Annotated in this window: 19 protein-coding genes; 12 read left to right on the top strand and 7 right to left on the bottom strand. The window is 65.0% G+C overall.

The features are described 5' to 3' along the window. Nucleotides 1-12 precede the first annotated feature (12 nt). From ACO2Q4_RS15710 to ACO2Q4_RS15685, 6 genes are read left to right on the top strand one after another with little or no spacing between them, the layout of a single operon-like run. Entirely contained in the window at nucleotides 13-981 is a 969-nt protein-coding gene (locus tag ACO2Q4_RS15710; RefSeq protein WP_311759635.1) for an ABC transporter permease, read from the top strand. Beyond that, nucleotides 981-1,886, top strand: a complete 906-nt coding sequence (locus ACO2Q4_RS15705; protein WP_423320453.1) for an ABC transporter permease — start codon at nucleotides 981-983, stop codon at nucleotides 1,884-1,886. The genes ACO2Q4_RS15710 and ACO2Q4_RS15705 overlap by 1 nt, the downstream gene beginning before the upstream one ends. Next, nucleotides 1,883-2,857: an ABC transporter ATP-binding protein gene (locus ACO2Q4_RS15700; protein WP_423320451.1), complete on the top strand. Its 975-nt coding sequence runs from the start codon at nucleotides 1,883-1,885 to the stop codon at nucleotides 2,855-2,857. Before ACO2Q4_RS15705 ends, ACO2Q4_RS15700 begins: the two co-directional genes overlap by 4 nt. Further along, the gene (locus tag ACO2Q4_RS15695) at nucleotides 2,854-3,912 is read left to right on the top strand and encodes an ABC transporter ATP-binding protein (RefSeq protein WP_423320449.1); all 1,059 of its coding nucleotides are present in this window, start codon (nucleotides 2,854-2,856) and stop codon (nucleotides 3,910-3,912) included. Before ACO2Q4_RS15700 ends, ACO2Q4_RS15695 begins: the two co-directional genes overlap by 4 nt. A gap of 11 nt (nucleotides 3,913-3,923) precedes the next feature. Continuing rightward, nucleotides 3,924-5,498: an ABC transporter substrate-binding protein gene (locus ACO2Q4_RS15690; protein ID WP_423320447.1), complete on the top strand. Its 1,575-nt coding sequence runs from the start codon at nucleotides 3,924-3,926 to the stop codon at nucleotides 5,496-5,498. Beyond that, nucleotides 5,498-7,375, top strand: coding sequence for a CocE/NonD family hydrolase (locus ACO2Q4_RS15685; protein ID WP_423320445.1), 1,878 nt, complete (start codon nucleotides 5,498-5,500; stop codon nucleotides 7,373-7,375). Before ACO2Q4_RS15690 ends, ACO2Q4_RS15685 begins: the two co-directional genes overlap by 1 nt. A 72-nt stretch (nucleotides 7,376-7,447) precedes the next feature. Here ACO2Q4_RS15685 and ACO2Q4_RS15680 read toward each other — a convergent pair whose 3' ends face one another. From ACO2Q4_RS15680 to ACO2Q4_RS15650, 7 genes are all read right to left on the bottom strand, one after another. Further along, nucleotides 7,448-8,716: an amidohydrolase family protein gene (locus ACO2Q4_RS15680; protein WP_395133982.1), complete on the bottom strand. Its 1,269-nt coding sequence runs from the start codon at nucleotides 8,714-8,716 to the stop codon at nucleotides 7,448-7,450. A 93-nt stretch (nucleotides 8,717-8,809) separates the two neighbouring features. After that, the gene (locus ACO2Q4_RS15675; protein ID WP_423320442.1) at nucleotides 8,810-10,153 is read right to left on the bottom strand and encodes a nucleobase:cation symporter-2 family protein; all 1,344 of its coding nucleotides are present in this window, start codon (nucleotides 10,151-10,153) and stop codon (nucleotides 8,810-8,812) included. A gap of 72 nt (nucleotides 10,154-10,225) precedes the next feature. Further along, nucleotides 10,226-11,263, bottom strand: a complete 1,038-nt coding sequence (locus ACO2Q4_RS15670) for a CobW family GTP-binding protein (RefSeq protein ID WP_423320441.1) — start codon at nucleotides 11,261-11,263, stop codon at nucleotides 10,226-10,228. Between the two features lie 20 nt (nucleotides 11,264-11,283). Beyond that, the gene (locus ACO2Q4_RS15665) at nucleotides 11,284-11,874 is read right to left on the bottom strand and encodes a UbiX family flavin prenyltransferase (protein ID WP_423320439.1); all 591 of its coding nucleotides are present in this window, start codon (nucleotides 11,872-11,874) and stop codon (nucleotides 11,284-11,286) included. Continuing rightward, nucleotides 11,871-13,250, bottom strand: a complete 1,380-nt coding sequence (locus ACO2Q4_RS15660; RefSeq protein ID WP_423320437.1) for a UbiD family decarboxylase — start codon at nucleotides 13,248-13,250, stop codon at nucleotides 11,871-11,873. The genes ACO2Q4_RS15665 and ACO2Q4_RS15660 overlap by 4 nt, the downstream gene beginning before the upstream one ends. Before the next feature lie 71 nt (nucleotides 13,251-13,321). Next, complete coding sequence (locus ACO2Q4_RS15655) at nucleotides 13,322-14,227, bottom strand: amidohydrolase family protein (RefSeq protein ID WP_311759624.1); 906 nt, start codon at nucleotides 14,225-14,227, stop codon at nucleotides 13,322-13,324. A gap of 17 nt (nucleotides 14,228-14,244) precedes the next feature. After that, nucleotides 14,245-15,186, bottom strand: coding sequence for an amidohydrolase family protein (locus ACO2Q4_RS15650; RefSeq protein ID WP_311759623.1), 942 nt, complete (start codon nucleotides 15,184-15,186; stop codon nucleotides 14,245-14,247). A 382-nt stretch (nucleotides 15,187-15,568) separates the two neighbouring features. Between ACO2Q4_RS15650 and ACO2Q4_RS15645 the strand changes: the two genes are divergently transcribed. The 6 genes from ACO2Q4_RS15645 (at nucleotide 15,569) to mauD (ending at nucleotide 21,158) form a co-directional block, all read left to right on the top strand. Then, entirely contained in the window at nucleotides 15,569-16,594 is a 1,026-nt protein-coding gene (locus ACO2Q4_RS15645) for a Hint domain-containing protein (RefSeq protein WP_423320434.1), read from the top strand. A gap of 145 nt (nucleotides 16,595-16,739) precedes the next feature. Beyond that, on the top strand, nucleotides 16,740-17,612 hold the full coding sequence (locus ACO2Q4_RS15640; RefSeq protein ID WP_423320432.1) for a LysR family transcriptional regulator: 873 nt from the start codon (nucleotides 16,740-16,742) through the stop codon (nucleotides 17,610-17,612). A gap of 241 nt (nucleotides 17,613-17,853) precedes the next feature. After that, complete coding sequence (locus ACO2Q4_RS15635) at nucleotides 17,854-18,678, top strand: methylamine utilization protein MauF (RefSeq protein WP_423320430.1); 825 nt, start codon at nucleotides 17,854-17,856, stop codon at nucleotides 18,676-18,678. Nucleotides 18,679-18,759: 81 nt separating this feature from the next. Continuing rightward, on the top strand, nucleotides 18,760-19,995 hold the full coding sequence (gene mauB, locus ACO2Q4_RS15630) for a methylamine dehydrogenase (amicyanin) large subunit (RefSeq protein WP_423320428.1): 1,236 nt from the start codon (nucleotides 18,760-18,762) through the stop codon (nucleotides 19,993-19,995). Beyond that, nucleotides 19,979-20,557, top strand: a complete 579-nt coding sequence (locus ACO2Q4_RS15625; protein ID WP_423320426.1) for a MauE/DoxX family redox-associated membrane protein — start codon at nucleotides 19,979-19,981, stop codon at nucleotides 20,555-20,557. Before mauB ends, ACO2Q4_RS15625 begins: the two co-directional genes overlap by 17 nt. A gap of 1 nt (nucleotide 20,558) precedes the next feature. Further along, nucleotides 20,559-21,158, top strand: coding sequence for a methylamine dehydrogenase accessory protein MauD (mauD, locus tag ACO2Q4_RS15620; RefSeq protein ID WP_311759617.1), 600 nt, complete (start codon nucleotides 20,559-20,561; stop codon nucleotides 21,156-21,158). The last annotated feature ends 31 nt before the right edge of the window (nucleotides 21,159-21,189 follow it).

The following is a 21,189-nucleotide window of genomic DNA, read 5'->3' as shown; positions in this document are numbered from 1 at the left end:
GGGGCTGCGCCCATGACGGTCTTTATCCTGAGGCGGCTGGTCCAGACCATGCTGGTTCTTCTGCTGACCTCGGTCATCGTCTTTCTGGGCGTCTATGCCATCGGCGACCCGCTGGAAATCCTCCTGCCGGCCGATGCAAGCCTGGCCGAGCGGGCGCAGGTTGCGGCTTCGCTGCATCTCGACCAGCCGTTGCCGTTGCAATATTTCGGCTTCCTGTCTTCGGCGCTGCATGGCGATTTCGGAAATTCGTTCGTCTTCAACCGTCCGGCGCTGGACGTGATCTTCGAACGCCTGCCCGCCACGCTGGAGCTGACCATCACCGCGCTGGTGCTGTCGCTGGTCTTTGGCCTGCCGCTCGGGCTTCTGGCCGGGACGCGGCCCGGATCAACCACGGACGAGACCATCGTTACCGGTTCGATCCTGGGCTTCTCGCTGCCGAACTTCTGGCAGGGGATGATGCTGGTCATGATCTTCTCGGTCTGGCTGGGCTGGCTGCCCTCGACCGGGCGGGGCGAGACGGGAACCATCCTGGGCATCACCACCAGCTTCGCGACCTGGGACGGTATCCAGCACCTGCTGCTGCCTGCGACGAATCTTGCGCTGGCGCAGATCGCGCTGGTCATCCGCATGACCCGGACGGGCGTGCAGGAAACCATGCCGCTGGATTTCGTGAAATTCGCGCGTGCTCGTGGCATCTCGGAACGGCGCATCCTGTTTGTGCATGTGCTGAAGACGATCATGATCCCGATCATCACCATCCTTGGGGTCGAGTTCGGGTCGCTGATCGCATTCGCCGTCGTGACCGAAACGATCTTCGCATGGCCGGGCGTCGGAAAGCTGATCATCGATTCGATCAACGGGCTCGATCGTCCGATCATCGTGGCCTATATCCTGGTCATCGTCTGCCTGTTCAGCCTCATCAACTTCACGGTCGACATCCTTTATTCGGCGCTCGACCCGCGCATCCGGGGGCGTCAGTGATGGCTTCGACCCTGTTCCGGGCAATCGCCCAAGGCGACACCCTGTCCGCCCGCCTGCTGTGCGGCATCCTTTCCAGCCCCAAGACCACCATCGCGGCGCTTCTCTGCGTGATCCTGGTTGCGGCATCGCTGCTGGCGCCGTGGATCGCGCCGCAGAACCCCTATGACCTTGGGGCGATCGATTTCTTCGACAGCAAGCTGGCGCCCGGCAGCACCTCGATGGGGGGCATGACCTATTGGCTGGGCACCGACACGCAGGGCCGCGACATGCTGTCGGCCATGCTTTACGGGCTGCGGACCTCGCTTTGGGTCGGCGTCACCGCGGGGATGCTGGCGATGCTGGTCGGCACGCTGGCGGGCCTGATCGCCGCCTATGCCCGCGGCTGGGTCGAGACGCTGATCATGCGCTTCGTCGACCTGATGCTGTCGCTGCCCACGATCCTTGTCGCGCTGATGATCCTGGTGATCTTTGGCCAAGGGACGTGGAAGGTGATCCTGGCGCTGATCTTCGTGCAATGGGCCTATTTCGCGCGCGCCGTCCGCGCCGCGGCCATGATCGAGACCGGCAAGGACTATGTCGAGGCCGCGCGCTGCCTGGGCCTGTCGCCCACGCGCATCCTGTTGTCGCATATCCTGCCCAATTGCCTGCCGCCGCTGATCGTGATCGCGATGATCCAGGTCGCCCATGCCATCGCGGCGGAAGCGACGCTCAGCTTCCTCGGCATCGGCCTGCCGATCACCGAACCCTCGCTGGGGCTGCTGATCGCCAATGGCTATCAGGTGCTGCTGGCCGGGCTTTACTGGATGAGCGTGTTCCCGGGCCTGCTGCTTCTGACCCTTGTCTTTTCGATCAACGTCGTGGGCGACCGCCTGCGCGAGGTCCTGAACCCGAGGCTTGCCCAATGACCGACGACATCATCCTGAAGGTCGAGGGCCTGAAGACCTGGTTTGATACGCCGAAGGGCACGGTGAAATCCGTGGACGGCGTCGACCTGGAACTGAAGCGCGGCGAGATTCTGGGCCTTGTCGGCGAAAGCGGCTCGGGCAAGTCGATTACCGGCTTTTCCATCCTTGGCCTGATCGACAAGCCCGGCCGCGTGGTCGAGGGGCGGATCGATTATCGCGGCGAGGATCTGCGCGCCGCCGGGCCAAAGCGCCTGCGCGCACTGCGCGGCGACCGCATCGCGATGATCTTTCAGGATCCGATGATGACCCTGAACCCGGTGCTGAAGATCGGGACGCAGATGATCGAGACCGTCCGCGCCCATCGCAAGGTCAGCCGGGCCGAGGCCCGCGCCCGCGCGCTTGCCGCGCTGGCCAAGGTCGGCATCCCCCATCCCGAAGAGCGCATCGACGCCTATCCGCATGAATTTTCGGGCGGGATGCGCCAGCGCGTCGCGATCGCCATCGCACTTCTGCACGAACCCGACCTGATCATTGCGGACGAACCCACGACCGCTTTGGACGTGACGATCCAAAGCCAGATCCTGGCCGAGATGCAGAAGCTGTCGCAGGAGATGGGCCTTGCGATGATCTGGATCAGCCATGACCTCGGCGTGGTCGCGGCGCTGGCCCAGAAGATCGCGGTCATGTATGCGGGCCGGATCGTCGAACATGGTCCGACTGCGCAGGTTCTGGACCATCCGCGCCATCCTTATACGCGCGGGCTGATCGATTCGACCCCGATGGCGAACCGCCGCGGAGAGCCGCTGCGCCAGATCCCCGGTGCCGCACCTCCACCGCTGGGCCGCCCCGAAGGCTGTCCCTTCCGCCCCCGTTGCCCGCGTGCCTCCGCCGAATGCCTGCACGAACCCTCCGAAAGCGGGACGGACAATCACGGCTGGCGCTGTTTTCACCCGATGGAGGTTGTCGCATGAGCGGGACCGAAGCCGCCACGCCGCTGGCCGCGGCACGCGACGTCAGCAAGCGTTTCCAGCGCAAGCCCGACATGATCGAGCGTTTCGTGGGCCGCCTGGCCGGATCGCCGCCACCTCCGACCGTCCATGCACTGGACGATGTCAGCCTTGAGGTGATGAAGGGCGAGGTCGTGGGCCTAGTCGGCGAATCCGGCTGCGGAAAATCCACGCTGGGCCGCGCCATCGCCGGAATGCTGCCGATCTCGGGCGGGGTTGTCGAACGGCAGGGCCGCGACATCGCGTCGCTGAAAGGTCGGGACCGCATGGAGATGCGCCTGCGCACGCAGATCATCTTCCAGGACCCGATGTCCTCGCTGAACCCGCGCAAGACCGTCCGCCAGATCATCGGAGAGGCGCCGCGCGTCCACGGGCTTCTGCCCGCGGGGGGCGTCGATGCGCTGGTCGCGGACCTGCTGGCGCGGGTCGGACTGGATCCGGCGGTCGCGGGCCGCTATCCGCACCAGTTCTCGGGCGGGCAACGCCAGCGGCTGGGCATCGCGCGGGCACTGGCGGTGCAGCCGGATTTCCTGGTCTGCGACGAAAGCATCGCAGCGCTGGACGTCTCGATCCAGGCGCAGGTCATCAACCTGTTCATGGAACTGAAGCGCGATCTTGGACTGACGCTGCTGTTCATCAGCCACGATCTTTCCGTGGTCCAGCACATCTCGGACCGGGTCGTGGTCATGTATCTGGGACGCATCGTCGAAAGCGCGCCCACGGACGAGATCTTTGGCCCGGAAGGACCGCGCCATCCCTATACTGCCGCACTTCTGGCCGAGGTGCCGCGGATCGACCGGCGGGGCCATACCTTCTCGACCGTGAAGGGCGAGATCCCCTCGCCATTGAGCCCGCCCGGCGGTTGCCATTTCCACCCCAGGTGCCCGTTTGCCATGGACATCTGCAAGACCACCCGCCCCGCGCTGAAGGATTTCGCGGGTGGCCATTCCGCGGCCTGTCACCTGGACGGGGGCGCGGGCCTGCGCGCGATCAAACGCAATACCAGCAACGACAAATGACAGGGAACACCATGACCACGCTTTTCAAGACGGCGGCATTGGCCGCACTTCTGTGCGGGACGGCGCTGTCGGCCTCGGCCCAGCAGCTGACCATGGGGCTTGCGGCCGAGCAATCCTCGATCGATCCGCAATTCTCGCGCACGGGGAACAACCAGAACACCTCGAACATGATCTTCGAGGAGCTGGTGAAGTTCGACCGCAACCTGCAGATCTCGCCCGGCCTTGCGACCGAATGGACGAATCTCGACCCGCTGACCTGGCAGGTCAAGCTGCGCGAGGGCGTGACCTTCCAGGATGGCAGCCCTTTCACCGCCGATGACGTGATCTTCTCGCTCGAGCGGGCGCCGAACGTCCCGAATTCGCCCGCGCCCTACAGCGACATGGTGTCGAATATCGACAAGCTGGAAAAGGTCGACGACCTGACGCTGAAGATCACGACCAAGATCCCCGATCCCGCCCTGATCGAGGATATTGGCCGCGTTTTCATCATCAGCAAGGCCGCCAGCGACGGCAAGGCGACCGAGGATTTCAACGCGGGCACCGCCGCCATCGGCACCGGCCCCTACAAGTTCGTGTCCTGGACGCCGGGCGAGGATCTGAAGCTGCAGGCCTATGACGGCTACTGGGGCGACAAGCCCGAGTTCAAGGACGTGGACATCAAGTTCATCTCGAACGACGCGGCGCGGGTCGCGGCGTTGTTGTCTGGCGCGGTCGATCTGATCGACTCGGTCCCGCCGGCCGACACCACGCAGATTTCCTCGGGCGGCGATTTCACCATCCTGTCAGAACCGTCGGGTCGCGTCGTCTATCTGGCGCTCAGCATGCGCGGCGATACCGCGCCGGGCGTGACCGACCTTCAGGGCAAGCCGCTGACGGTGAACCCGTTCAAGGACGAACGCGTCCGCAAGGCCGTGTCGCTGATGCTGGACCGACAGCTGATCGTCGACCGCCTGCTGGGCGGCGCGGGCGTGCCGGCCGCGCAGATCGTTCCCGAGGTTCTGGGTGGCTATGCGGCCGACCTGCAACCGCAGACCCCCGATCCGGCCGAGGCAAAGAAGCTTCTGGCTGAGGCGGGCTATCCCGACGGGTTCGGGATCACGGTCGTGTCGTCCAACAACCGCTTCCCAGGAGATGCCGAACTGGCGCAGGCGATCGGCCAGATGCTGACCCGCGGCGGGCTGAAGGTGAACGCGGTGCAGGTCTTCCCCTATAACGTCTATTCCAAGGACGCGACCGCCGGGGCCTATGGCGCCTTCGTGTTCTCGCTGGGCTCCTCGACCCCCACGGCCGCGCCGATGCTGGGTTCGCTGATCCGCACCTATGACAAGGAAGCGGGCACGGGCGCGTTCAACCGGATGCGGTTCTCGTCGCCGGAATTCGACGCGGCGCTCAGCAAGGCGCAATCCGAATTCGACCTGGACAAGCGCAACGAACTGCTGGCCGAGGCCACCCGCATCGCCTTCGCCAAGACGCCGATCGTGCCGCTTTACTGGCAGAAGATCGACTGGGCGATGAAGCAGGGTCTGACGCTGGAAGCGGGCCTGTCCGAATACACGCTGCCCCAGAACGTGAGGACCGCGAAGTGATGCCCCTGGTCGCCCTGACGCCGGCCGAGCCGGTCACCCAGGATGTCGTCGTCCATCGCAACGTGATGATCCCGATGCGGGACGGCGTCCGTCTGGCGACCGACATCTATCGTCCGGCGTCGGGCGGCCGCCCGCTTGAAGATCCCCTGCCGGTGATCTTCGAGCGCACCCCCTATGACAAGTCGGGCACCCCCCGGACCGAGCTTTCTGTGGCCGAGCCGGTCTCGAAATCGCGGGCCGATCTCGCGGTGCTGCTGGTCCGGCAGGGCTACATCGTGATCTGGCAGGATTGCCGGGGTCGCTTCGCCTCGGAAGGGCGCTTCACCAAATATGTGAACGAGGCCGAGGATGGTTTCGACGCGATGGTCTGGATCGAGGCGCAGCCTTGGAACAATTCCCGGATCGGAACGATGGGCCTCAGCTATGACGCGCATGTGCAGATGGCGATGGCCTGCCTGAACCCACCGGGCCTTGCCTGCATGGCCGTCGATTCCGGCGGTTTCTCGAACGCGTTCAGCTGCGGCATCCGTCAGGGTGGCGCCTTCGAGATGAAGCAGGTCACCTGGGCCTATAGCCACGCCAAGGACAGTCCGCTTGCCGCCAGCGATCCCGGGGTTCTGGCCGCGATCGAGGCCGAGGATCTGGCCGGCTGGATGGCCCGCACGCCCTGGACCAAGGGCCGCTCGCCCATCAAGTGGGATCCTGATTTCGAAGCCTATGTGCTGGAACAGTGGCAGCACGGCACCTTTGACGATTTCTGGAAGCGGACCGGGCTTTGGGCGGCGGGCCATTACGCTACCTTCCCAAAGGTTCCGATCATCTTCATGTCCAGCTGGTACGACGTCTATGTCCCCAGCACGCTTGAGAATTACGCCGGGCTGAAGGGTGATCCGGCGCGGCCGCTGACCCTGATCATGGGGCCGTGGACGCATGGCAACCGCTCGCGCAGCACCTTCGGCGACGTCGATTTCGGCCCCGCCGCGACCTTCGACGGGCAGATCGACCGCGACTGGCTGACGTATCGGCTGAAATTCTTCGCCCGCTGGCTGAAGGACGAGGATCAGCCCGCGCAGGACGGCCGCGCCCATGTCTTCCTGATGGGCGGGGGCAGCGGCACGCGCACGTCGGCAGGACATCTGGACCACGGCGGTCACTGGATCGAAGCGCCGGACTGGCCCATTCCGGCTGCCGAACCGTTGGTCCTTTACCCCCGCCCGGACATGAGCCTTGCCGTGGACGCGCCCGAAACCGGTGCCGTGCTTGGCTATGACTTCGACCCGCGCGACCCGGTGCCGACCATCGGAGGGGCGCTGACCTCGGGCGAGCCGATCTTTACGGGCGGTGGTTTCGATCAGGTCGAGGCGCCGGAATTCTATGGCTGCCGCAATCCGGGGATGCCGCTGACCGCGCGCCCCGACGTGCTGAGCTTCGAAACCGCGCCGCTGGCCGAGGAGCTGGCCGTGGTCGGCCCGGTGGTGGTGCGGCTGGCGGTTTCGACCGACGCGCCGGACACGGATTTCACCGCCAAGCTGGTCGATGTCTATCCGCCAAGCGCGGATTACCCGCGCGGCTATGCGCTGATCATCTCGGACGGGATCTTCCGACTGCGCTATCGCGAGGGCTGGGATCGCCCCGAGCCGGTCGCGGCGGATGAAGGCGTGATCGAGATCGAGATCAACCCCTTTGCCACGGCGAACTTGTTCGCCAAAGGGCACCGGCTGCGGCTGGACGTCTCGTCCTCGAACTATCCGAAATTCGACGTGAACCCGAATACCGGCGCGCCCGAGGGCACGTCGCGCATGACCCGGATCGCGCGAAATCAGGTCCATCTGGGGCAGGGCACCCGGATCGAGTTGATGCGCCTGCCGAAAGGCTGAGGCACCGGGCGGAACGGGATGCGCCGGTCGACTCAGGAACGTGTCGGCCGGCGCTTTTGCGTGATAGCCAGTTCAGGCCGGCAGCAACGCCGAACGGGGATCCTGCGACACCAGCCGCCCGCGCGCGAAGATGCTGGACGCCGAAGGCCCGCCCGCGACCAGCGTGTCGATATCGTCGCTGCGCATGACGTTGAAGTTTGCCAGACTGCCCTTTTCGATGGCATGGTCCCGAAGTCCCATCAGCTTCGCCGGGATCTCGGTGATCATGCGATAGGTCGTGGCCAACTCATCCCCCTTCAGGTGGCCTGCCAGCAGGGTCCAGCGGGCCATTTCCAGCAGGTCACCCGATCCGCTGGGTACGAACGGATCCTGGATATTGTCCGAGGCCGTGGCCAGCGGCACGCCTGCCCGGATCAGTTCGGCCACGCGCGTCAGGCCGCGCGGCGGCAGTTCGTCGGCGCTGCGGCCCTGCAGATACAGGTTCGCAGCGGGCAGGGTGACAAGGCCGATCCCCAGATCGATGATCTCGGCCATGATCGGCTCGAAGGCGGCGCGCGGGATCGCGCTCAGCACCGAGGTGTGGCCCAGCACCGTGCGTCCCTGCATGCCAAAGCGGCGGACGCGGTCGAACACCTTGGCGAAATGCAGGCGGTTCGGGTCCAGATGCTCGTCCATGTGCAGGTCGACCGGCAGGCCGTGGCGCGCCGCCGCCTCGAAGATCAGGTCAAGGTAGCGGTCGGGATCCTCGGCCACCGCCGGTGTGCCGCCGACTGCATCCGCCGATTGCGCGGCGCGGTCGATATTTGCGGCGAGCCAGGCCAGGTCTTGCCCCGGATGCGGCGTCATGAAGGCGACAAGCTGCAGGGCCACACGGTCGGACCAGTCGGTGCGCAACTGGGCCAGTGCCTCGATGCCGTTGAAGCCCGCATCCTTGTCGACATTGACATGGCTGCGGATCGCCAGCGTGCCGCGCGACAGGCATTGCGCGATGGTCTTCGAGGCGCGGCGGAAGATGTCTTCGGGCGGGGCTTGCCGGGCATAGGCGGCAAAGGCGTCCCGTGCCCCCTGCAGCGTGCCCGAGGGGTTCGGGGCAAAGCGCAGCACGCCCGTCTTGTCCAGATGCTGGTGAACATCCACGAAGCCCGGCGTGACTAGGCAACCCGTGGCGTCGAAGCGCTGCGCCTCGGGCGGGGGGGTGATGCTGGCGGCGATCTCGGCGATCCGCCCCGCGGCATCGATCAGGATCTCGGCGCGGGTCAGCGTCCCGTCCGCCGCGGCGATCCGCCCCCCGGTCAGCAGGATCGGGCGCGCGGGAACAGAGATAGGTTCGGTCTTGCTCATCTTGTCCTCTCTGGCGGGATAGGTGGGATCGGATCCGATGGACCCGGTCCCTTCTGTCAGGCATTCACACGCAATTCCTGTGACTTGCCAGACTCAGGCCTGTTGAAGCGGGGCATGGGCGTGGTCGCCCTCGCCATCCGCGCCGTTCAGCAGCAAGTTCAGCACGACCGAGACGACGCAGGCCACGACGACCGAGCTGTGCAGGACCGATTGCGACCAGCCGGGCAGCTGCTCGAACAGGCTGGGTTGCAGGATCGGGATAAAGGCCATCGCCAGCGTCAGCGCGACGATCAGCATATTGTAGCGGTTGTTGGTGTAGTCGACCTTGGCCAGCGACTGGATGCCCGCCGCCGCGACGATCCCGAACATGGCAATGCCCGCGCCGCCCAGGGCGGGGGCTGGCACCGCGGCAAGGATCGCGCCGAATTTCGGGAAGAAGGCGACGACACAGAAGATCAGCCCGCACAGTGCCACCACCCAACGGCTGCGCACGCCGCTAAGGATGACCAGACCGACATTCTCCATATGGGCGATGAACGGGAAGCCCGCGAACACCCCGGCGACGGCGCTGGCCAGCCCGTTGGCGCGGATGCCGTCCGCGACCTGGCCAGGGGTCACCTCGCGTTCGACAAGATCCCCGATCGAGATGAACAGGCCCATGGATTCCACGGTCTGCACCAGCATGACGATGAAGATCGTGGCGAAGGGCAGGATCGCGAAGGTCGGCATCCCGAATTCGAAGGGCGCGGGCGCGATCAGCCAGGGCGCCTCGCGCATGGGGGTCAGGTCGCCCATGCCGAACAGGACGGCGACCAGCGCACCCACGGTCAGCCCGCCCAGCACCGCCAGGTTGCGCATCAGCGGCCCGCCATAGCGGTTGAACAGCAGGATCGTGACCAGCACCAGAAGCGCGATGGCCAGGTATCCCGGCTTGCCGAAATTGGCGTTGCCATGCCCGCCTCCGGCCCATTGATAGGCGACCGGCAGAAGCTGGACCCCGATCGCGGTCACGATGCAGCCGGTGACGACCGGCGGAAAGAACCGCCGGAGCCGTCCGGCCAGTGGCGCGATCAGGGTGATCAGGATGCCGCCCAGGATCACCGCGCCGCAGACGCCGCTGATCCCGACACCCGGCATGGTGCCGATGGCGATGATCGCCGAGACGCTGCTGAAGGCCACGCCGTTCATGATCGGCAGCCGCACGCCAAAGCGCCAGAAGCCGATGGTCTGCAGAAGCGTCGCCACGCCCGAGCAGAAAAAGGTCGCGCTGATCAACAGGATGGTGTCGTGCTGGCTGAAACCCAGCGCATTGGCGATGATCAGCGGCACCGCGACCGAGCCGACATAGGACACGGCAAGATGCTGAAGCGCCAAGGCAAGCATGGGCCGCAGCGGCAGGATTTCGTCAACCGGATGTATTCCCTTCGTCTTCGTCATGATCCCCTCCCTTGGGATGTCCCTCTCAGACTTCGGTATTCTCCTTCTCGTCAGCCGTTTTCCTTTGTGCTTTCACGCGGCTGCGAGACATTTCTTCAGATTCTGGGTGAGGGTGTTCCGGTCGAGGTTCCGGCCGATCACGATCATCTTGTTGCATCTTGGCTCATCCGCCCACGGGTGGTTGGGGCGGAACTCGATCTCGCCGTGGACGCCGTGCAGGACATAGCAGTAGTCGTCGCCCTTGACCGAGAAGATGCCCTTCATGCGGAACAGGTCGGCAGTGTCCGAGTGGCGGATCTCGTCCAGCCAGCGGGTCATGGCGGCGGGGTCCATGTGGCCCTGCAGCTCGATTCCGACCGAGCTGACCGAGGCGTCGTGGCTGTGGCTGGCGTCGCGGTCCCAGGGCGCGGGATGGTGGACATGATCATGGCCGCCATCAAGGTCGATCTCGGCCGCCATCGTGCGGTTGCGGTCGAAGGCGGCAAGGCCAAGGATCTTGCCCAGGTCGATTTGCGCGAAGCTTGAGCGGACGATCTCGGCGGTCTCGTTCAGCTTCTTCACCCGGCGGGTGACTTCGGCGATCTCGGCCTCGGTGGCGATGTCGACCTTGTTGATGACGATCCGGTCGGCGCAGACGATCTGGTCCACGGCCTGGTTGTCCAGAGCATCGACATCGGCGTCGTCCAGATGCCGCAGGATGTGCTTGGCATCGACCAGCGCGATGACGCCGTCCAGATTGGTTTCATCCCGGATCGGGTCGTCCAGGAAGAAGGTCTGCGCCACCGGATAGGGATCGGCAAGGCCGCTGGTCTCGATGATGATATGGTCCAGCCGGTCGGGGCGGTCCAGCAACTGGCGGATGACGCGCAACAGATCGTCGCGAGCCTCGGCCACGCAGCAGACGCAGCCATTGGTCATCTCGAAGATTTCCTCGGTACTGCCGATGACGAGGTCGCCGTCGATGCCGATCTCGCCGAACTCGTTCTCGATCACCGCGATCTTCATGCCGTGGTTCTCGCGCAGGATATAGTTCAGCAGCGTGGTCTTGCCCGCGCCCAGAAAGCCCGTCAGTACCGTGACCGGGATCTTGTCTTTCACCGTCTTCTGCATGGTCTTCCCTCCCTTGGAAGTCAGGGTGTCTTGACCCAGCGTCGCACCTGCGCGGCGTCGAGGTCGAAAAGGTCCAGAACCCGGCCCAGCGTCTGGTCGACCATCTCGTCCAGAGAGCGCGGGCGGGCATAGAAGGCGGGCACCGGAGGGGCAATGATGCCGCCCATTTCGGTGACCCGCAGCATGTTGGCGAGGTGGCTTTGCGTCAGCGGCGTCTCGCGCGCCATCAGCACCAGCCGGCGGCGTTCCTTCAGCGTGACCTCGGCCGCGCGGCTGACCAGGCCCGAAGTCACACCCTGCGCCACCTCGGCCAGCGTCCGCATCGAGCAGGGCGCGACGATCATGCCCATGGTCCTGAACGACCCGCTGGAGATGCTGGCCGCGACATCGTCGGGGCGATAGAGATAGTCGGCGCGCGCCTCGATGTCGGACAGCTTGAAGCCTGTCTCGTGCGTCATGGTCAGCAGCGCGGCACGGGTGACGCTGGCATGGGTCTCGATCCCCAGTTCGCGCAGTATCTCAAGCAGGCGCAGCCCATAGACGAAACCAGAAGCGCCGCTGATACCCACCACCATGCGCCGTGGCGGGTCGGGCAGGTGATGGGCGTTCATGGCCGCGCCCCCTCCAGACCCCGCAGCAACGCCTGCGCCCGGTCGCGCGCGCCCGCGTCCAGCACCGCGCGGATGCCGTGGAAATCCGGCCCTCGGGTGGCGTCCAGCGCCAGCCGCGAGGTGGTGCCATCCGCGGTCGAGGACGGATCAAGCGGGCTGCCCGGCAGGCCGTCCACGGTGAACATGTCGCGATGGGGCTGGAAATGCGTGGCCAGCGCCCACAGGACCTGGCTGTCCTGCGTCACATCGATATCGTCGTCGACCGCGATCACCGTCTTCAGATAGGGATCCCAGCCCAGCAGCCCCAGCATGACCTGGCGCGCCTCGCCGGGGCGGGTCTGGCGGATGCGGACATAGCAATGGAAATGCGTCCCCGAAGTCGGATAGTGCAGCCCGGTGACCGAGGGAAAGCGGGCCTTCAGCTTTTCCAGCATCTCGGCCTCGCGCGGCAGGCGGGCCAGGTTCAGGTGTTCGTCGGTGGCGCCGCCGACCACGTCGACCAGCCAGGGCGCGCGCTTGCGCATCATCGCGGTGACATGGAACAGCGTGTTGGTCGAGCGGTCCGAGGAATAGCCCGAAAATTCGCCGAACGGTCCCTCGGCGACATGGGCCTCGGGGTCGAGATTGCCTTCCAGCACGAACTCCGCATTGGCCGGGACGCCAATGCCGTGGCGCGGGGTCGCGATCATCTCAAGCGGGGCCTGCATCAGGCCGCCAGCCACCGCGCGTTCATCGGTACCAAAGGCGACGCGGGCCGAGGCGGCCAGCATGAACAGCGGATGCGCACCGATGACCATGGCAACGGGCAACGGTCGCCCTGCCTCGCGTGCGGTCTGGTACATGCGCCACAGGTGGCCGCGCGAATGCAGGCTGGTGGCCAGCGCCGACTGCGCATGTCGCATCGAGCGGTGATAGCTGAGGTTCGCGATACCGGTTTCAGGGTCAGAGGCAACGATGATCGCATTGGTGACATAGGGGCCGCGGTCGCTGTCGAAATGGCGGATCATCGGCAGGGCGGACAGGTCTACCGCCTCGCCCTCGGTCACCACCTCGGCCACGGCGCCGTCATTGACGAAGACCGGGTCGACCGGCGCATTGGCGCGGCGCTGGTATTCCGCGTGCAGGTCCTCGACCCCCACACCGAACAGGCGGGCGATGCGTTGGCGCGAGGCGAAGACATTCGTCACCAGCGGCCAGTCGCTGCCCGGCACGCTGGCGCAGGCCAGCATCGGCGCGCGTCCCTGCAGGGCCAGGGCCTCGACGATCGCGGCGACATCCTGACCGTCGGCCAGGGGCGCGGGCAGGTCCAGGATATCGTCGGGGAAACGCTCGCGGTAATTGGCGACAAAGCTTTGGAAATCCTGTGACTCGCGCATCTCGCCCTCGGGGGTTCTGGGTGATTTGTGGTGGGGGTGGGTGCGGGGGGCCGGCCCCGCACCCTTCCGCCTCAGACGTAGGTCGCCGTGAGGCGTTTCTCGGCTTCGGCCAGGTCCTTGGGAGGCTTGGTTGGCTCGATGCCGATCAGGCGGGCGATATTGTTGCCCAGGTAGTCTTCCAGGATGTCCTCGCTGAGGTTCATCCCCTGCGGTGCGGGGGAGCACAACACCTCAAGCTCGCGCAGCCACATGCCGGGGTTGTTCGGCGGAGAGTCTGTGCCGAAGACGATCTTGTGCGGCGGCAGTTGCTTGGCGAATTCCACGATCCGCGACTGGAAGCACCAGCCGGATTCGCAATAGACGTTGGGCGTGTCCATCCCCATCCAGAAGGCCTCGAACGAATAGTTGCCGCCGGTCTGGATGCCGAAATGGCCGATGATGAAGTTGACCATCGGGAATTCGCGGATGATCGGATAGAACTGCGTCGGGATCGAATAGGGCCCGTCGCCGGTATGGATCAGCACGACGATGTTGTACTTGGCACACATCTTCATCGCCGGACGCAGCCATTCCAGCGCCCGGTCGGGGCGATAGCCGTGCATGTTGGAATGCAGCTTCAGCATCTTGAAACCGTATTCCTTGACGTGGAATTCCAGTTCGAGCGCGCCGTTTTCCGGTCCCCAGCGCGGGTTGAAGTTGAAGTTGCCGATGAAGCGGTCGGGATATTTCTGGCACAGTTCCGCGACATAGGACATGTAATCGCGGATACCATCGCGGCCGCGGCGGTTGCCGTCGCGATAGCCGGTATTGCCGGGGGGCGGCTGGATGAAGCCCATGTCGATCCGGCGCGGCTTGCCGTTGATCATATAGGGCCCGTCCATCAACTTCAGCATCCGTTCGCCGGTGAAGGGCTCGCCGGTGTGGCGCCAGGCCTCGTCGACCAGGTTGGTCGGATGCAGGTGGGTGTCGATGATCATGCAGGTTCTCCGAATTCTCAGACGAGCGTGGCGAGGTAGTGCTTGTTCTCGATGCCGTGACGCTCCAGTTCGGCGACTGCATCCTCGTAGGTGGCGGGATGGGGGGTCGGCTCGATCCCGATCATCCGTGCCAGGTTGTTGCCCAGGTAATCCTCAAGCGTGGCTTCATCGAGGTTCAGACCCTGGGGCGGCTCGTGGCACAGCACCTCAAGCAGGTTCAGCCACATGCCCGGTTCGTTCGGCGGCGTGTCCGAGCCGTAAAGGATCTTGTGGGTCGGCAGGTCCTTGGCGAATTCCACGATCCGGGACTGCAGGCACCAGCTCGACTCGCAATAGACGTTGGGGAATTCCATCGCCCACTGGAACGGCTCGAAGGTATAGACGCCGCCGGTCTGGACCCCGAAATGGGCCATGATGAAGTCGATCTGCGGATATTCCTTGATCAGCGGAATCCATTCCGACGGGATCGAATAGGGGCCGTCCCCGGTATGGACCTTCACCATCACGCCCAGCTCGGCGCATTTGTCCAGCGCGGGGCGCAGCCAGTCCTTGGCCCGGTCCGGGCGATAGGCATGCATGTTCGCCTGGAACTGTACCATCTTGAAGCCATGCTGGGTCACATAGCGTTCGATCGCCTCGACACCATTCGCCACGCCGCAGCGCGGATTATAGACGAAGCAGCCGATGAAGCGGTCGGGATAGGTCTGCACCATCTTCAGCGTATAGGCCATGTAGGCCTCGATCGACTGGCGTCCGTCCAGCTCTCCATCCGTCCAGGTATAGATGGTGTTGCCCTGCGGCGGCTGGATGAAGGCCTTGTCGATCCGGCGCGGCTTGCCATTGATCGTATAGGGTCCGTTCATCATCTGGATCAGCCGCTCGCCGCTGAACGGCTCGCCGTCATGCTGCCAGGCGAGATCGACCACGTCCGTCGGATAGCAGCTCGTATCGATGATCATGCTTGGTCTCCTTCTGCTCGGCCTCTCCCGGGCCGACGGGTCGGAAAACCCCGCTGTCTCCCCCGCGGCAGGCCATAACCTGCCCGGAGGCCGCCGCCGCGGCCCCCCGGATCGCCTTGCGCGACCCGCCCTTCATGACATCGATGATTCCCCTTGGGTCCGACCCTCACATGCCGGGGGCAAGACGTATAATATCGGTTTAAGCCGACGTTCAGATGTTTTGCATATGGGCTGGCATGGGGCGGCAGCGACCCCGCGCGCGCCGATGCGGGGCAAAAATGACGCGGGCCGGGGATGACCAAGCGGGCCAACGCGCGGCCCCGTTGACAGGAATCGCCGAGCACAATCAATGCTTGCCGCGCACACATCACAGGGAAACAAGATGCCGATCAACCTGTCGGCCTGGAACGTCGAATTGACGGAACTGGGCGATCATATTCCAGGCTGGACCTTCGACAGCAGCGTCTACGGCTCCAGCGGGCCTGCCTATGACCTGTCCGCGAACGTGATTCAGGTCACGCTGACCGACAATGGCGACGGCACAATTGCGGTCAATACCGGCGACACCGTCACCATCGACGGCGTGCCGCAGGCGATCGGTCTGATCTATTACGGCGACACGGTGGTCATCGACGGCACGACCATCCAGACCGTCACTATGTATGTGGGGCCGGACAATCAGGTTCCGGTCGTCTTTCCGATCATCGACGGAAAGATCACGAATGCCTTCGGCGGCGACATCACCCGGTCCGAAGGCACGGCCAGCTTCAACACCCCGATCCCGCTGGCCGAATTCGCCTGCTTCGCGCGGGGCACCCTGATCGGGACCGAGCGTGGGCCCGTCGCGGTGGAACTCCTGCGCGAAGGCGATCTTGTCCGTACGCGCGATCATGGCCTGCAGCCCATCCGCTGGACCGGCTCGGCAAGGCTGGGGGGCGCGCGCCTTGGGATCCCGGCGCATCTCCATCCTGTCCGCATCCGCGCCGGCGCACTTGGCGAGGGGGTTCCGTCAGCTGACCTGCTGGTCTCGCCCCAACACCGGGTGCTGGTCCGGTCGCGGATCGCGCAGCGGATGTTCGGCACCGATGAGCTTCTGGTGGCCGCGAAACATCTGCTGGGGCTGGACGGGGTCGAGATCGCAACCGATCTACGCGCGGTCGAGTATTTCCACATCTTGTTCGACCGGCACGAAATCGTGTCATCGAACGGGGCCGAGACGGAGTCACTGTTCACCGGGCCCGAGGCGCTGAAGTCGGTCGGACCGCAGGCGCGGGACGAGATCCTGGCCCTGTTCCCGGAACTGGCCGCGGGCGTTCCGGACCCGGTTCCCGCGCGGATGCTGGTGCCGGGCCGAATGGCGCGCCGGCTGGTCGAACGCCATGTCGGGAACCGCAAGCCGCTGTCCTGACCCGCGCCGACGGGGCCGGATCCTTCGGCCCCGTCGCAGGCTGGGACCGCCTTGCCCGGACCCGGCCCGTGGTCTATGCGGGCGCTGCTTTCACCGACCCCTCCTCTTCGTCCCTTGGGGCGCGCAAGGAAAGGCAGCAGCCCGCATGAACTGGGATGATTTCAGGATCGTTTCCGCCGTCTGCAAGACCGGCTCCTTCACGCGGGCCGGGCGTATCCTGCAGATCAACGAAACCACCGTCGGCCGGCGTATCAACCGGCTGGAAACCGAGATGGGCCTGACGCTCTTCGACGCGGTGGACGGGATGCGGCGTCCGACGCAGGCCTGTGCCGCGATCATGCGCAACCTGCGTGAAATGGAGAAATCGGCGGACGAGATCCGGCGCGCCCTGCGCGGTCACGACCACCTGCAACGGCAGTTCCGTCTGTCGACCATCGCCGCCATCGCCGAACATTGGCTGGCCCCGCACCTGCCGCAGCTTCTGACGGCGCTGCCCGACCTGTCGCTTAGCATCGACACCTCGGACCAGAATGTCGACATGTCCCGCTGGGAGGCGGATTTCGCCCTGCGGTTGGGACGCCCCAAGCAGGGTTCGTTCCTGATGCGGCGGATCGGGCAAATCAACTTCGTGCTGGTGCAGCCCGCCCGGACCGGCGCGGACGAGCCTCTGCTGGTCACCTATCCCGAAGCCATGATCGACATGCCCGAGATGGTCGAGATGTTCGACACGATAGGCAACCGCCAGCCGCGGGTCGAGACATCGGACCTGAACCTGATCCGCGAATTGCTGGCGAGCGGCCGTGCGATCGGCGTCCTGCCCGAAGCCATGGCGCACAGGCTTTCGGCCCGCGCCGATCTGCTCACGACGCCGATCACCGTCGCGCGCGAGGTCTGGCTGCTGTCCCAGCCCTATTTGCGCGACGATCCTGTCGCGAGAGAACTGTCCGCATGGTTGCCCACTCTTTTCGCAATGCGGAAAAAATCAGCACCTCTGCCACCAAAGGACGACTTTTTGTGACAGATTATGCTGTCCGATTTTTCCTGAGTGGAATGCAAATTTCCTAACAATTACTTGACTATCTTAACCATGAATCGTGGTCCCTGCATTTTTGCAGCCCCTCCTGCCGAAATTCCGGGTTTCCCCCGACCGGAAGCGGGCGCAGTTATACATCTGTATGAGAAATCTGCCTTTTTGTCGGGTTAATGGGTGATATCGCGCTGGCGATTTCTCGAAGATACCGAACGATAGGAGGCGTGAGGTGACTTCAGTTTCTCAGGGTGAGACCGTTGGCGTGCAGGATTGCACCGTCTTTCCCGACAGTTTTTCGCGCATAGGGCGAGTTGCCTGTTTAGTCGGCAGCCTGATCGTCGGCGGACTGGCCGGGCTTGCCCTGAAGGCGCGGGCAGATACCGGCACCGCCCTTTGGACCGTGGTTCTGGGCGCCGCCTTTGCCGGTGGGCTGCTGTCGACCTGGTCGCCTTGCGGCTATTCCTCGATTTCGCTTCTGCGTCCGACAGGGCGGGGCATGCGCGCAGTCAGGGACTGGCTGCCGACATTCGCCATGCACGGGCTGGGCTATGCCGCGGGTGCGCTGATCCTTGGCACGCTGCTGGGCGCGATCGGCGGTCTGGCGAGGTTCCAGGGATTCTCGACCGGTTTCGGGCTGGCGGTGCTGGCGTTGATCGGGTTGGTCTATGGCGCGCATCAACTGGACTTCCTGCGCGTCCCCTATCCGCAGCGCCGGGCGCAGGTGCCCCATGATGCACGCCAGCGGTTCCCGAAATGGGTCGTGGGCGGGCTTTACGGGCTGTCGCTGGGTCTGGATTACCTGACCTATGTGCAGACGCCCCTGCTTTACATGATGACCGCCGCCGCGATCCTGACCGGCAACCTGGCCGCAGCCATCGCGATCATCGCCGTCTTCAACCTGGGCCGCTATCTGCCGGTCGCGGTGAACCTGTTCCCGGTCACGGATTACCAGATCCAGGCTTGGCTTGGCCGCAATCAGGAACGCGCGGCGATCCTGGACGGTGCGATCCTGACGGCGCTTGGCGCAGCCTTCGCGGTTCTCGCGCTGGCCTGACGGACCCCGATCCCACCGAAATTCACCCACTCGGCCCGCGATCCGTCGCCGGGGCCCGGGAGCCATCACAGGGAGGACACCATGGCTTCTAGCAGCAGACAAATTCCCAGATACCTGACCCTTGCCGGCGCTTGCGCATTGGCCTCGGCCATGGCGATCGGCGCGGCCGCCGCGCAGGATGCCGCGGCACAGTCCCAAGGGCAGCGCGACGCCGCCGAGGCCGCGCGCCAGCTTGCCGCAGGTGAGGCCGACGAGCCCACGGTGCTGAGCGCGCCGAAACCGGACGACCGTCGCGTTTATGTCCAGGATCCGGCGCATTTCGCGGCGATTTCGCAGCAATTCGCGATCGATGGCGAAACCGGCCGCGTGGTCGGGATCACCGATGGCGGCTTCATGACCCAGCCGCTGTCTGCCGATGACGGTTCGTTCATCGCGCAGGCCAGCACGGTCTTTTCCCGCATCGCCCGTGGGACCCGCACCGATTATGTCGAGGTCTTCGATCCGCAGACCTTCGAGCCTACCGCGGATATCGAGCTGCCCGAGGCCTCGCGCTTCCTGATCGGCACCTATCAGTGGATGAACGCGCTGACGCCCGACAAGAAGAAGCTGCTGTTCTATCAATTCTCGCCCTCGCCAGCGGTCGGCATCGTCGATCTTGAGAACAAGAAGTTCGACCGCATGGTCGATGTGCCGGACTGCTACCACATCTTCCCGGCCACCCCGAGCGTGTTCTACATGAACTGCCGCGATGGCAGCCTGGCGCGGGTCGATATCTCGGGCGGCGAGCCCAAGGTCACGAATACCGAAGTCTTCCATGGCGAGGACGAACTGCTGATCAACCACCCCGCCTATTCCATGCGGGCGGGTCGGCTGGTCTGGCCGACTTATACCGGCAAGATCTTCCAGATGGACCTGACCGGCGACAAGGCCACGTTCCGCGAGCCGATCGAGGCCCTGACCGCGGAAGAACGCGCCGACAACTGGCGTCCGGGCGGCTGGCAGCAGACGGCCTATCACCGCGCCTCGGACCGGATTTATCTGCTGGTCGACCAGCGCGATCAGTGGCGCCACAAGTCCGCCAGCCGTTTCGTGGTCGTCCTGAACGCCGCCACGGGCGAGCGGATCAGCAAGATCGAACTGGGCCATGAGGTCGATTCGATCAACGTCAGCCAGGATGCCGAACCGCTGCTTTACGGCCTGTCCGCCAGTGCGCAGACGCTTTACATCTATGACGCCGCCTCGGGCAAGGAACTGCGCAATGTCACCCATCTGGGTCGCGGACCGCAGGTTCTGACGACCCATGACATGGGGTCCTGAGATGCTGGAGATCGTGCAGGAACCCGTGGTGGCCTGGACGCTGCGCAGCTTCCTTGCGGTGCTGTTCGCCAGCGCCGCCCTGTCAAAGCTGACCGCCATTGACGAGTTCCACGGCGTCGTCCGCAACTTCCGCCTGCTGCCCGACGCGCTGGCCCGTCCCGTCGCGATGTTCCTGCCGGTGGTCGAACTGGCCGTCGCGGCCGGGCTGCTGATCGGCCCGCTGGCGCGGCCCGCCGCGCTAGTGGCGGCGGCGCTGCTGGCGGTCTTCGGGCTGGCCATCGCCATCAACGTGCTGCGCGGCCGCAGCCAGATCGACTGCGGCTGCTTCCGCAACGGTATGAAGCAGCGCATCAGCTGGGCGACCGTCGGGCGCAACGTGGTCCTGACCGCGCTGGCGCTTGGCGCGGGTGCGCTGCTGGCGACTGGGCGGGCGGCGGGTCCGGGCGAGATTGCCACCGGACTGGTCGCGGGTCTGACCCTGACCTTGCTTTACCTTGGCGCAGAAATGCTTGGCGGCCTTGTCGCCATGAACAACCGGGCTTCTTCGACGAAAGGCCGCTGACATGACTTTCCTTATTGCTTCCAACATCCTGCTGTGGGTCGCTGTCCTTGGCCTCGTCGTGGTGATGCTGGGCCTCATGCGACAGGTGGGCCTGCTGCACGAGCGTTCGTCGCCCATGGGCGCGATGATCACCGATCACGGCCCCGACATTGGCGACAAGGCCCCCGAATTCGAGCTGCCCGACTATTTCGGCCGCAGCGCGCGGATCGGCGGCGCGTCGGTCGACGGGCGTCCCACGCTGCTGATGTTCACCGCGCCAACCTGCCCGGTCTGCGACAAGCTGTTCCCGATCATCAAATCGATCGCCCGCGCGGAAAAGATCGGGGTCGTGATGATCAGCGATGGCGCACCCGAGGAACATGCCCGCTTCCTGGAAACCCATGACCTGGGCCAGATCCGCTATGTCGTCTCGGCCGAGATCGGCATGGCCTTCCAGGTCGGCAAGATCCCCTATGGCGTGCTTCTGGACAGCGATGGCGTGATCCGCGCCAAGGGCCTGACCAACACGCGCGAGCACCTGGAAAGCCTGCTGGAGGCCGACAAGACCGGCTTTGCCTCGCTTCAGCAGTTCATGACCAGCCGCAAGAAGAACGCGGCCTGACCCGGCCGTCCGGTCTCAACCCCAAGCAGAG

The sequence above is a fragment of the Paracoccus sp. KR1-242 genome (genome assembly GCF_049446195.1).
Taxonomy (GTDB): domain Bacteria; phylum Pseudomonadota; class Alphaproteobacteria; order Rhodobacterales; family Rhodobacteraceae; genus Paracoccus; species Paracoccus broussonetiae.
The sequence above is the reverse complement of the archived record's forward strand: the minus strand, read 5'-3'. Positions and strand labels throughout refer to the sequence as shown.